The sequence below is a fragment of the Aquimarina ulvae genome (assembly GCF_053613295.3).
Genome location: NZ_JBSIBP030000004.1, coordinates 324,533 through 337,162 on the forward strand (window position 1 = coordinate 324,533; position 12,630 = coordinate 337,162).

Genomic DNA, 12,630 nt, shown 5'->3' on the forward strand with positions numbered 1-12,630 from the left:
AGATAATATTAAAGATTTTATAAAGAACCTGTAATATGCCAGTTTAGAAATTACACATAACTATAATCAATATTAATGGATCTAATTAGCTTAAAAACCGTAATAAGAACTAAAGATTATGAAGCCTCCAAAAAATTTTACACCAAAATACTTACTCTAGAGGTGGTTAAAGAATATAATAGTAAAAACAGAGGATGTATTCTTAAATTTAGTGACACAAATCATGCGCTTTTAGAAATATCAGAAATACCGAAAGGTCACGACTACCACCATCCATCTTTTGATAAATCCTTGATAAATGATAAGATAGATATCCAAATAGAAACAGATGATATACATTATTGGGCTAAACATCTGGATGATAAATGGGAAATCAGAGGACCAATTGATCGCCCTTGGGGATCTCAATATCTTTATCTCAGAGATCCAGACGGATTACAAATTATTATATATCAGGAAAAACCGAAGCGATGAAAAATTTGTAAATTACAAAACGAGCATAGAATCATTGAGATAACATCACACGCAGCATCTACCTATTTTCATGAAATTTATTTTGAAAGAAAAGGAGAACTTCGGTACGCCAGAGAAACTCAAAACTATACACCTATCAATAGTTTTGAACAAATGAGATGGAACTGTGAATTTTACATTAAAAATGATACGGTGTTTACAAGTATGTCTTTGGGGCATGGAAAAACGGAAAATGAGGAATGGAATCCAAATGCTATTATTGAGATGTATACTAAAAGATTACAAGAAATAGAAAAAATTCAACATTAATGCTATCATACCGAATGATGTTTTGGTATCATAGAAAACAGCAATAATCGGATTGATCTAAAAAAGAGTTTCCTATATTTTTGAACTATGGAGAACCATTATCATTTTGAAGTTGTACAAAAGGCAATTCAGTATATTACTCATAATTATAAGAGCCAGCCTCCTCTTGATGAAATTGCGAAAGCTGTTCATCTTAGTAAATTTCATTTTCAAAGAGTGTTTCAAGAATGGGCGGGCGTTAGTCCCAAACAATTTTTGCAGTTCGTTACTACCCAGCACGCAAAAAAATGCCTTTCTGAAGGTAGATCGACATTAAAAACTGCCTATTATGTAGGATTATCCGGTAATGGAAGATTACATGACCTTTTTATAAAAATTGAAGCGTGTACGCCAGGAGAATTTCAAAAAAGAGGAAAAGGAACCATAATACAATACGACACAATACCTTCTCCTTTTGGAAAAGTATTAATCGCTGAAACTACTATTGGAATTTGCAAACTAGTCTTTATCGAAGAAAACAAGAATGCTTTGATGGATTTACAAGCTGAGTACCCTGAAGCTAAGTTAGTTCAGCAATTAGGAATTCACGGCATCAATGTAATGCAGTATTTTACAAATTGGAAAGTTCCTGATAAAAAAATTGTGCTGGATCTAAAAGGAACAGATTTTCAGCTCATGGTCTGGAAAGCATTATTGTCAATTCCTTCATCACAATTATTAGCTTACAATGATATTGCCAAATATATTAATAAACCGACTGCACAAAGAGCTGTTGGTACCACCATTGGTAAAAACCCGATTGCCTATTTAATTCCGTGTCATCGGGTAATTAAGCAAACCGGACATTTGGGAAACTATAGATGGGGAAGTGATAGGAAAACCACCATCATTGCATATGAAGAGATAAAATTAAGCAATACACATTCATCTCTATTATTATAGATTTAAAATAGTAGGTCTAAAAATGCAACAAAACTACATTCATTGAGTATTTAGATTGAATTTTACTTTATAAAATCATTGTGAGTTTTTGTTTTAGCCTAAAGTACGATGAATTTTGTATAGATGCGATGCTTTTCAGAATGAATAATGACACTACAAATAAGGAAAGTAATTTGGATGAATTTTGGCCATTTTTTAGAGAAAAGAAAAAGTCAATATGAGTTCTTATAGAAACCCATACAATTTTCGTTATTTTGCACACAAATATTTAAATACTTGAAAAATACATTTTTCTATATAGTCTTTATACTGCTTTTTTCTACCGTCATGCTAGGTCAGGAAGGTAAAAAAATTAAAGTTCAATCAGATCGTACCATAAAAAACGAAGAGCGTTTTCCCGGGGCTACCATTCTTGCTAAAGTAAACAAACAGGTGTATATTGAGCACGATGGTATTGAGATTTGGTGTGATAGAGCGGTACATTACGGAGAGGATAAGTTCGTTAGGGCTCTTGGTAATGTCAGAATGAAGCAGGGAGATACGCTCACTATGACCAGTGCCTATGCAGAATATAATGGTAATAGTCAGTTTGCCTATGCCAGAGAAAATGTTTTTTTAGAAACTCCATCCAATACCTTAACCACAGATACTTTATTCTTTGACCGACTGCGACAGCAAGCTTACTATAGAAGTGGTGGTACTGTAAAAGACTCTTCTAATACCCTGACTAGCAAAATAGGACGGTATTTTATGGACAGAAAACAATATTCATTTAATACAAAAGTAAAAATAGTTAATCCCGAAAACACAGTAGATTCAGATCGGTTAGATTACTATACAGACAACGGTCACGCCTATTTGTATGGCCCGTCGACTGTAAAAGGAGAGGAAAGTACATTGTATTGCGAGCGAGGTTTTTATGACACCAAAGTAAAAACCGGATATGCTATCAAAAACGCACGTATTGATTATGATAATCGTACGGTTTTTGGAGATAGTATCTTTTATAATAGTGCTATTCAATTTGCATCGGCAACAAACAATATCAAAGTATTGGATACTGCTAACAATTCTATTATAACAGGTCATTATGCAGAGGTTTTTAAGGATAAGGATTCCGTATTTATTACCAAAAGAGCATTGGCAGCTACCCTACAGGAGAAAGATTCTATCTACATTCATAGCGACACCTTAATGGTAACAGGAAAACCAGAGCTAAGAATCATGAATGGCTTTTATGATGTTCGGATTTTTAAAAGCAATATGAGTGGTAAAAGCGATTCCATCAACGTGGATCAAACTACAGGATATACAAAAATGGTTGGAAAACCTATTATTTGGTCACAGCGAAATCAGATGACAGGAGATACCATAAAAATTATTTCGAATACAGAAACCGAGAAATTAGATTCATTAATAGTCTACCAAAATGCATTTTTAGTACAAGAAGATACACTAAAAGCTGGATACAACCAAGTAAAAGGCCAAACGCTATATGGGTTATTTAAAGACAATGAAATTTATCAAGTGGATATTGATAAAAATACAGAGACTATTTTTTATCAAAGAGAAAGTGAAGGAGACCTAAAACTGATCGGTATTAATAAAGTATTATCTAGTTCTATCAAACTTTTGCTTGAACAGAGAGAAATTGTAGATGTTTACTACTATCAAAACGTTGATGGAACCTTATATAGGGAAATTGATCTACCAGAAAATGCTCGGGAACTCTCTGGGTTTATGTGGCGTGGAGATGAACAAATACTCAGTAAAAAAGATCTTTTTAGAGGGGAAGCACCTCCCAAACTGACCAAAATAACAGGAATACCACTGCCTGTAGAAGATGATGATTTCTTTGACGAAGAGACCATAAAACGTTTGGAAGATAACAAGTCAGAAGGCTCTCGCTTACTGGAACAAAAACTTGAAGATGCAGAATTAAAAGAAACAAACGAACAATTGGATTCTTTACCAAAGGTAAAGCAACAAACTAAACAGAGATTAAAAACTAAAAAGAAAAAGGATACTACTTCAAAAAAGAAATCATCAAAAAAAACCACATTTGTAGATCCAGATCTTAAGCGCACAGCAAAACAAAGGGATAGCATTACAGTAACCACACTGAATATTCAAAAAAAAGATTCTATTAAGAAAGAAAAGTAGACTATCCGCGCTTTATAAAAATAGCATAATTAAAAAATTTTAAAGGAAAGAAAATTCCAACTACAGAAACTAAAACTTCATCAGATTGACGTAACTTTACGAAAGTGAAAAAAGATTTCTTCGCATATCAGGCACAAACTACACCACATCCGCTGGCTATGGAAATTTCTCACGCAGAAGGAAGTTATATTTTCTGTACCAATAATAAAAAGTACCTGGATTTTGTGGCAGGAGTTTCTGCCTGTAGTCTGGGCCATAAACATCCAAAAGTTGTAAATGCAATTAAAGAGCAACTTGATAAGTATTTGCATGTAATGGTCTATGGAGAGTACATCCAAAAACCAGCAGTAGAACTTACAAAACTTCTAGCATCCCTTCTACCTGATCCATTGGAAAAAACATATCTAACCAACTCCGGAACAGAAGCTATTGAAGGATCTCTCAAATTAGCCAGAAGAGTAACAGGAAGAAGCCAGATCATAGCTGCAAAACTTGCGTATCACGGTAATACTATGGGCGCTATGAGCGTAATGGGTTATGAAGAACGGAAACAGGCTTTCAGACCGTTGATTCCGGATGTATCTTTTATAACTTTTAATAAAGAAGATGATTTATGCTTTATTACTAAGAAAACCGCAGGAGTAATTCTCGAAACGATACAAGGAGGTGCTGGGTTTATCGAACCTACAAATGATTATCTAAAAAAAGTACGTAAACGCTGTGATGAAGTCGGAGCGCTGTTGATCCTGGACGAAATACAACCTGGGTTTGGCCGTACAGGAACTTTATTCGGATTTCAGAATTATGATTTGATTCCGGATATTATTGTAATGGGTAAAGGAATGGGTGGCGGCTTACCTGTGGGTGCTTTTACCGCTTCTGCCGCTATGATGGATCAACTGCAGGACAACCCCAAACTTGGACATATTACCACTTTTGGAGGAAATCCAGTGATTGCAGCTGCCGCTTTGGCAACATTACGAGAAATTACAGAAAGTGACTTAATGTCAGAAATTTTACGAAAAGAAAAATTATTCAGGTCATTATTGGTGCATCCACTCATAAAAGAAATAAGAGGTATTGGATTAATGCTGGCTCTGATCACCCCATCAGCAGAGACAACCAATGAAATAGTGCTACGATGCCAGGACGACGGATTGATCCTTTTTTGGTTGCTTTTTGAACCTAAAGCAGTTCGTATTACACCTCCTTTAACCATTTCTGAAGAAGAAATTAAAGAAGGCTGTCAAATACTGATGAAAGCCCTAAATGCAATTCAAGTATAAAAAACTAAGACAATCATAGTAACAAAAACACTTAAAACCCTTATATTTAGAAACATAACTTACCTTTTCACACTTTTATCAATATTTAGTTACTTATACTATATTAGAACACTTTGCCGTTAGGTATTAATGGTACGTATTTTGTTAATTAGTTTGTTAAAAACAATTGATTTCAGAAGTAGTATTATACTAATTCATTTGTAATTTTAATACTGAGGAAATCAATAATGCTAAAACATAAATTAGATAATGATCATTTTGCAAAACATTAATTTGTTGGGGAAAACAAAAACTGTTTGCAATACATTATGATTTATAGAGCATCTTTAATCAACGTGTATGAAATTTAACCACGAAGAATTCGGAAATAACAATTTCTCAATTACTCGATATGAGTCTATGTTGAGATCTAACGATGTTAAATTTTTTGATTCTGACGAATTTGAATCTATTATTCATCATTATTTGGAGAATGGAAAGATCGCTAAAGCTAAAAAAGCAATTTCTTTGGGACTTTCTCAGCATCCATCTTCGATCAACTTAAAGCTACTACAGGTTGAAGTTCTTGTTTTCGAAGACCGTTTAGACAAAGCAGATAATCTTTTGGCACAACTGCACGCATTAGAACCTGAAAATGAAGAAATATATATTCAAAAAGCAAATATCCTTTCTAAGCAAAATAATCATAGTAAAGCGATCGAATTGTTAAGCACCGCATTGCAGTATACTGCCGATGAAGCGGATGTATATTCTTTGATTGGGATGGAATATCTTTTTATGGATGATTTTGAAAATGCAAAAGTAAACTTTATGAGATGCCTGGAAACAGACGATCAGGATTACTCTTCATTATATAATATTATCTATTGCTTTGATTTTTTAGAGCAACATGAAGAAGCCATTACGTATCTAAACATGTTTTTAGATAAAAACCCATATTGTGAAGTTGCATGGCATCAGGTCGGAAAACAATATTATGACCTAAAAGATTATGAAAAGGCTTTAGTAGCTTTCGATTTTGCAATAATTAGTGACGAATATTTTATAGGCGCTTACCTTGAAAAGGGAAAGGTACTTGAAAGACTAAAACGTTATAATGAGGCCATAGAAAACTATCGCATAACATTAGAACTGGATGACCCGACTTCTTTTGCATTATTAAGAATAGGAAAATGTTATGAAAAATTGGGCAGCGATGATCTTGCCATTCAACATTTTTCTAAAACCGTTCATGAAGATCCTTTATTAGATAAAGGTTGGATTGCGATTACGGATTTCTATATGCGGAAACGTAACTATCAAAAAGCACTATACTATACAAATAAGGCCATCAGCATTGATTCAGAAAATGTCTTATACTGGAAACGCTATGCAAAAATCAACAATCGGTTAGCTTTTTTTGAAGAAGCCGAACGTGGATATAGAAAAGCATTAGAACTAGGCAATTACGAATTAGAAACATGGCTTAACAGATCCGATATTTTAAAATTTATAGGAGAATCTGATGCAGCCATTCAGAATATGCATCAAGCGATAGAGTTTTATCCCGAGAATGCAGAAGTTCAATATAGGCTGGCTGGATTATACTATGAAAATCAAGAGTATAGCAAAGGTGAATTTCACCTCAGAAAAGCGTTGGAATTGGATTTGGAATACACGATCGTTCTGGAAGAGTTGTTTGAACAGGTATTTAATCTTTCGCTGGTTCAAAACATTATTTCGGAATATAAGGTTTAATCTTCCATTCTTATTAAATTTTTAAAAACTGGTTTATTCGCGAATTTCACCTGAATAACACAATACTTTTACAACAAAAAATACATACATTTGTTGGTATAACCATTGAAACCAAAAAGAATGCAAAGAAGTCTTAAGGACTACCTAGTCATCTCACTAAAAGGGATTGCTATGGGAGCCGCAGATGTTGTTCCTGGTGTTTCTGGGGGAACAATAGCTTTCATCTCAGGGATTTATGAAGAACTGATAGCCACCATCAATACGCTAGATTTTAACTTTTTCAAGACCTGGAAAAAAGATGGTTTTGGTATTGCCTGGCGTTTATATAATCTTTCTTTTCTGGTATGTCTTTTTATGGGAATTGCCATAAGTATTCTTTCTTTAGCAAAAATAATAAAATGGCTTTTGCATAATGAACCGTTATTATTGTGGGCGTTTTTCTTTGGTTTGGTATTAGCCAGTATCTTGTATATTGGTAAGCAGATAACCTCTTGGAATCCAAAAGTTTTTCTTAGCATTATTATAGCTGCTGTCGCATCCTATTTCCTAACCATTGCAGAACCTGTAGCGTCACCAGAAAGTCTTTGGTATTTACTTTTCTGTGGCTTTATTGCAATCATCGCAATGATTTTGCCTGGAGTCTCTGGTGCTTTCATATTATTGATTTTAGGGGCGTATGAAACTTTTATAGGTATTTTAAATCAATTTAGAGAAGGACTGACATCTATGGATTTTGAAATATTATGGCAAGCTTTTTATAAAATACTTATTATAGGAGTCGGTGCAATTATTGGTTTAAAATTGTTTTCTAAGGTGTTAAACTGGATGTTTAACAACCATAAAAACATGACGTTGGCATTGCTTACGGGATTTATGATAGGCTCTTTGAACAAGTTATGGCCCTGGAAAAAAGTTCTATCCTGGAGAACAAACTCAGAAGGAATGGAAGTTCCTTTTTTAGAAGAAAGCATATTACCCGCTAATTTTGATGGTGATCCGCGGATCTTATGGACATTACTTTTTGTTACTATCGGTTTTTTAATAATTCTTATATTGGAGCGTCTCGCAACAAAAAAAGAGAAGTAACAAGATGTCAGAAAACACGAGAACGTTTAGCGATAAGTTTTTTTTAGTCATTAAAGGTTTGGCTATGGGAGCAGCAAATAAAGTACCTGGTGTTTCTGGTGGAGTTGTAGCATTTGTGGCTGGTTTTTATGAAGAATTTATTTATTCACTACAGAAAATAAACCTTAAAGCATTTAAACTATTCGTAAATTTTAGATTCAGCAGTTTTTGGAGATATATTAATGGTCGTTTTTTGGCGCTTTTAATCTTAGGAATGCTGATTAGTTATTTCAGTGTTTCTAAAATCCTTGATTATCTTATCATTCACTATGAGTTATATGTATGGGCAGCCTTTTTTGGGATGATTATTGGCTCTATATACTATATAGTAAAAGGTTTTAATGATTGGAGCAGGCGTAATATCGCATTTATACTTATTGGAATCCTTGTAGGAATAAGCATTAGTTTACTAGAACCTGCTAAGGAAAATGATAATTTATTTTTTGTGTTTTTTTGTGGAATTGTGGGTGTTTCAGGTATGACTTTACCTGGATTATCTGGTTCTTTTATTCTCATACTTTTTGGAAATTACGTGTTATTGTTAGTAGATGCCGTAAACGCTCTTTACGACACAATTACGGATCTTATTCAGTGGGACCTTTCGTTTCTTGAAAATACTAAACGAATACGGTTACTTAAAGTACTTGTGGTTTTTAGTTTAGGTTCTATAACTGGGTTGGTAACGTTGTCACATTTTTTAGGATATGTTTTAAAACATTATAAAAATGCCACCTTTGCTGCTATTATAGGATTTATAACGGGGTCTCTCGGCGTAGTTTGGCCATGGAAATACAAGATGTATAAAAAAAATGATTTCGGAGAAATCCTTATTGATGCGCAGGGAAATCCTATTCTTGACAATTATGATCGATACCTTCCTGATATGACGATTACACCAACTTACGTTGCTTTCTTTTTTATTTTAGTGGGCATCGCAATTGTATTATGGTTGGAATGGTACGGAAAAAACACTTTAAAAACCAAACCTGTATGAGTACATATGGATTACTGGGCAAGAATATAGGCTATTCTTTTTCAAGAAATTATTTTTCTGACAAATTCAAAAAAGAAAACCTTGATAATGAGTACAAGAATTTTGACATAGAAAAAATTGATGACTTAAAAACAATAGTTCAAGACAGCGATATAAAAGGAATGAACGTTACAATCCCTTATAAAGAAGAAATTATTCCATATTTAGACGCATTAGATCCCATAGCACAAGAAATTGGAGCAGTCAATGTCATTAAGTTCGAAAATAACAGGAGGCTTACAGGCTATAATAGTGATTATTATGGTTTTACAGAATCTCTAAAACCATTGTTAAATGATACTATAAAAAAAGCATTAATTTTAGGAACTGGTGGGGCTTCCAAGGCGGTAGCCTTTGCTTTAACAAAATTAAATATAAAACACACCTTTGTTTCCAGAAACCCAGACTTTGGAGAATTGAGCTATAACGATCTTGATGAAGATATCATAAGGCATTGTAAGTTAATCATCAACTGTACACCATTAGGAACCCATCCTGAAATAGATAATTGTCCGGATTTACCATACGAATACTTAGGAATACATCACGTCTTATACGATCTTATATATAATCCAGAAGAAACAACCTTCATGAAAAAGGGTAAGGAAAAAGGAGCAATAACTTCTAATGGATTAAAAATGCTGATTTTACAGGCAGAGAGGTCTTGGGAAATCTGGAATCAATTATAGCAAAGTTTTCAGATATGGATATATATACCTAAACTCCTCTAAGGAATTCCTAAAAGCATCCATTTGCTTTGAGTTTATAGAAGATGTTAGTATCTTAGTCAATCGTTAACCTCAGACAAACAAAAACATTTGATATAATGTCCACACACGATAACCTGCCCGAAGCAGATGGAAATGAAGAGAATAAGACAAAAACTATAGAGAAAAAAATAGAAAATCCAATCTCTGAAACACAAGAATCAGATTCTGAGGCATCTGAATCTAAGGAAAGTATGCCGGATAAAAACTTTAAAGAAGAGACGTCTCCTGCTGAAGCCGGTAATCCTAATGAAGAATCTGCTGAACAAGAAGACACACCAAATACTGAGGTAGAAGTAGAAAGCAAAGAAACAGTAGAAAAGCCTGATGATGAAATTCAAACTGAAATGGATGAAGCGGTTGCCAAGGACAGTGAGGATGCGAGCAAATTAGAACGCCATGATATAGAAAAGAAAGACTATCATGCAATGAGTAAAGAAGAACTTATTGCAGAATTAAGTCATTTGATTAAAAATGAGAAGATTCAGGCTATCAAAGAACATGTAGAAGAAATCAAAATAGAATTTAACGATAAATTTAATGAAGAAGTAGAACAGAAAAAAGATGAATTTTTAGCAGATGGTGGAGACATCATTGACTTCTACTACTCTACTCCGCTGAAAAAAGAATTTAATTCTGTTTATTTCGATTACAAAGAGAAAAGAAATGCGTATTACCAGAATCTAAAAAAAGACCTTCAGGCTAATCTACAAAAGAGACTGGATATCATAGAAGAATTAAAAGGCTTATTGAATGTAGAAGAAAACATCAATACTACATATAATCACTTTAAAGAAATCAAGGAAAGATGGCATAATGCCGGTTCGATTCCCCGAGACAAATACAATACAGTCTGGAATACATATCATCATCATACCGAAAATTTTTATGACTTTCTTCATCTTAACAGGGATTTTAGAGATCTTGACTTTAAACATAATTTAGAGCAAAAACTTAAGATTATAGAACGTGCTACTGAGTTAGCTCAAGAAACAGATGTAAACAGAGCATTTAGAGAGTTACAGATTCTTCATAAAATGTGGAAAGAAGATTTAGGACCTGTTGCAAAAGAATACAGAGAACCTATCTGGGAAAAATTTAGCGCACTGACTAAACAAATCCATGAAAACCGTCAGCAATTTTTCAAAATTCAGGACAAAGTATACGAAAAGAACCTGGAAGTAAAGCAGGAAATTATCGCTAAAATTATTGAAGTTGCTTCTGATCATCCAAAAAACCACTCGGGATGGCAACAAAAAATCAGGGAAATAGAGGCGTTACGAGAAGAGTTCTTTAGGGCAGGAAAAGTTCCGTCTAGTGCTAATGAAGAAACCTGGAGTCAGTTTAAGAGTGCTGTGAGGGATTTTAATAGAAATAAAAATGCGTTTTATAAAAATCTTAAGAAAGATCAGTTCGAAAACTTGAATAAGAAAATGGAACTTATCAAAATTGCTGAAGACAATAAAGACAGTGATGATTTTTCTATTGTCACTCCGCTAATGAAAAAAATTCAGGCGGATTGGAAAAAAATAGGACACGTACCTCGCAAAGATAGTGACAGAATTTGGAAACGATTCAAAGATGCTTGTAATTACTATTTTGATCGTATTCATGCAGAAAAAAATGAAATTAGTAAAGAAGAAACTGAGGCGTACGAAAAGAAACTAGCACATATCGAATCACTAAAACTTTTAAATTTATCTGGTGATTCTGAAAATGATCTGGCAACAATTAAAGAAAATATAAAAGTTTGGAAAACACTTGGTAGAGTTCCTTATAAAAAACGAAATATTGAGTCTGACTATAATAAAGTTTTAGATAGCTTTTTCGAACAACTAAACCTTAGTCGAAAACAAACTGAGATGATTAAGTATGAAAACAAACTTAGTTCATTAGCCAACCAGTCTGACGATAGAGCCCTAAGAAATGAGCAAAACTTTATTCGAAAAAAGATTGAAGAACTTCGTAATGACATCAGACAGTTAGAAAATAACCTTCAATTCTTTAAACATACCGATGACGATAATCCTATGGTTATCGAAGTGCGAAAAAACATAGGGAAGCATAAAGAAAACCTAGAAGTCTGGAAGAGTAAATTAAAGAAAATTAAAGAACTCTAACACAAATCAATATGAAGTGTGCGCTTTGTGGTTCAAAAATCACAGCATTTTCTTTTGTACACAAGCGAGCATACTATCATTGTTCTGATTGCGATAGTATTTCATTAGCTCCATCCTATTTTCTTTCTAATGATCAAGAAAGAAAAAGATATGAAACACATAATAATGATGTCACGGATCCTGGTTATCAAAATTTTGTTTCTCCGATTGTTAATGCAATTTTAGAAGATTATGACGAAAATAGTAAGGGTTTAGATTTTGGGAGTGGTAGTGGTCCAGTTATTACTGAAATGCTAAGAAATCAAGGGTATGAGATCGAAACCTATGATCCATTCTTTGACCCTAACTCAAAAGCGTTACAAACAACTTATGATTATATAGCCTGCTGTGAGGTGATGGAGCACTTTTATAATCCCCATAAAGAGTTCAAACTATTACATTCACTATTACGAAATAAAGCAAGTTTATATTGTAAGACGTATCTGTATGATACATCTATTGATTTTGAATCTTGGTGGTACAAAAATGATCCTACACACGTATTCTTCTACACCAAGAAAACATTAAATTGGATAAAACAATATTATCATTTTTATGATATAATCATATCCGATAACCTCATCATTTTCAGAAAATAGGTTTTTAAAAATAGTATTCGCCAGGAAATCAGTCCT

11 protein-coding genes are annotated in these 12,630 nt (G+C 33.5%); all 11 read left to right on the forward strand.

Annotation, left to right across the window (positions count from 1 at the left end; all coding sequences use genetic code 11):
- Positions 1 to 75: 75 nt before the first annotated feature.
- Positions 76 to 474, forward strand: a complete 399-nt coding sequence (locus tag ACWGOQ_RS11200) for a VOC family protein (RefSeq protein ID WP_452058113.1) — start codon at positions 76 to 78, stop codon at positions 472 to 474.
- 153 nt (positions 475 to 627) lie between these two features.
- Positions 628 to 783: a hypothetical protein gene (locus ACWGOQ_RS11205; protein WP_452058112.1), complete on the forward strand. Its 156-nt coding sequence runs from the start codon at positions 628 to 630 to the stop codon at positions 781 to 783.
- Positions 784 to 870: 87 nt separating this feature from the next.
- A complete protein-coding gene (locus ACWGOQ_RS11210) occupies positions 871 to 1,725 on the forward strand; it encodes a bifunctional helix-turn-helix domain-containing protein/methylated-DNA--[protein]-cysteine S-methyltransferase (protein ID WP_452058111.1) in 855 nt (284 codons plus the stop codon).
- 276 nt (positions 1,726 to 2,001) lie between these two features.
- Positions 2,002 to 3,888: an OstA-like protein gene (locus tag ACWGOQ_RS11215; protein WP_452058110.1), complete on the forward strand. Its 1,887-nt coding sequence runs from the start codon at positions 2,002 to 2,004 to the stop codon at positions 3,886 to 3,888.
- Between the two features lie 104 nt (positions 3,889 to 3,992).
- A complete protein-coding gene (locus ACWGOQ_RS11220) occupies positions 3,993 to 5,174 on the forward strand; it encodes an aspartate aminotransferase family protein (RefSeq protein ID WP_452058109.1) in 1,182 nt (393 codons plus the stop codon).
- A 339-nt stretch (positions 5,175 to 5,513) separates the two neighbouring features.
- Complete coding sequence (locus ACWGOQ_RS11225) at positions 5,514 to 6,911, forward strand: tetratricopeptide repeat protein (RefSeq protein ID WP_452058108.1); 1,398 nt, start codon at positions 5,514 to 5,516, stop codon at positions 6,909 to 6,911.
- A gap of 120 nt (positions 6,912 to 7,031) precedes the next feature.
- Positions 7,032 to 7,997 (forward strand): DUF368 domain-containing protein, encoded by a 966-nt coding sequence (locus ACWGOQ_RS11230; RefSeq protein WP_452058107.1) that lies wholly within the window; start codon positions 7,032 to 7,034, stop codon positions 7,995 to 7,997.
- 4 nt (positions 7,998 to 8,001) lie between these two features.
- Positions 8,002 to 9,030: a DUF368 domain-containing protein gene (locus ACWGOQ_RS11235; protein WP_452058106.1), complete on the forward strand. Its 1,029-nt coding sequence runs from the start codon at positions 8,002 to 8,004 to the stop codon at positions 9,028 to 9,030.
- Positions 9,027 to 9,758 (forward strand): shikimate dehydrogenase family protein, encoded by a 732-nt coding sequence (locus ACWGOQ_RS11240; protein ID WP_452058105.1) that lies wholly within the window; start codon positions 9,027 to 9,029, stop codon positions 9,756 to 9,758. Before ACWGOQ_RS11235 ends, ACWGOQ_RS11240 begins: the two co-directional genes overlap by 4 nt.
- A 137-nt stretch (positions 9,759 to 9,895) precedes the next feature.
- A complete protein-coding gene (locus ACWGOQ_RS11245; RefSeq protein ID WP_452058104.1) occupies positions 9,896 to 11,956 on the forward strand; it encodes a DUF349 domain-containing protein in 2,061 nt (686 codons plus the stop codon).
- Between the two features lie 11 nt (positions 11,957 to 11,967).
- Complete coding sequence (locus tag ACWGOQ_RS11250) at positions 11,968 to 12,594, forward strand: class I SAM-dependent methyltransferase (protein ID WP_452058103.1); 627 nt, start codon at positions 11,968 to 11,970, stop codon at positions 12,592 to 12,594.
- The last annotated feature ends 36 nt before the right edge of the window (positions 12,595 to 12,630 follow it).

Excerpts from the sequence above, each read along its gene's own strand:
- ACWGOQ_RS11200 (WP_452058113.1), top strand. The coding sequence starts at position 76 with ATGGATCTAATTAGCTTAAAAACCGTAATAAGAACTAAAGATTATGAA.
- ACWGOQ_RS11205 (WP_452058112.1), top strand. The coding sequence starts at position 628 with ATGAGATGGAACTGTGAATTTTACATTAAAAATGATACGGTGTTTACA.
- ACWGOQ_RS11210 (WP_452058111.1), top strand. The coding sequence starts at position 871 with ATGGAGAACCATTATCATTTTGAAGTTGTACAAAAGGCAATTCAGTAT.
- ACWGOQ_RS11225 (WP_452058108.1), top strand. The coding sequence starts at position 5,514 with ATGAAATTTAACCACGAAGAATTCGGAAATAACAATTTCTCAATTACT.
- ACWGOQ_RS11230 (WP_452058107.1), top strand. The coding sequence starts at position 7,032 with ATGCAAAGAAGTCTTAAGGACTACCTAGTCATCTCACTAAAAGGGATT.
- ACWGOQ_RS11235 (WP_452058106.1), top strand. The coding sequence starts at position 8,002 with ATGTCAGAAAACACGAGAACGTTTAGCGATAAGTTTTTTTTAGTCATT.
- ACWGOQ_RS11240 (WP_452058105.1), top strand. The coding sequence starts at position 9,027 with ATGAGTACATATGGATTACTGGGCAAGAATATAGGCTATTCTTTTTCA.
- ACWGOQ_RS11245 (WP_452058104.1), top strand. The coding sequence starts at position 9,896 with ATGTCCACACACGATAACCTGCCCGAAGCAGATGGAAATGAAGAGAAT.
- ACWGOQ_RS11250 (WP_452058103.1), top strand. The coding sequence starts at position 11,968 with ATGAAGTGTGCGCTTTGTGGTTCAAAAATCACAGCATTTTCTTTTGTA.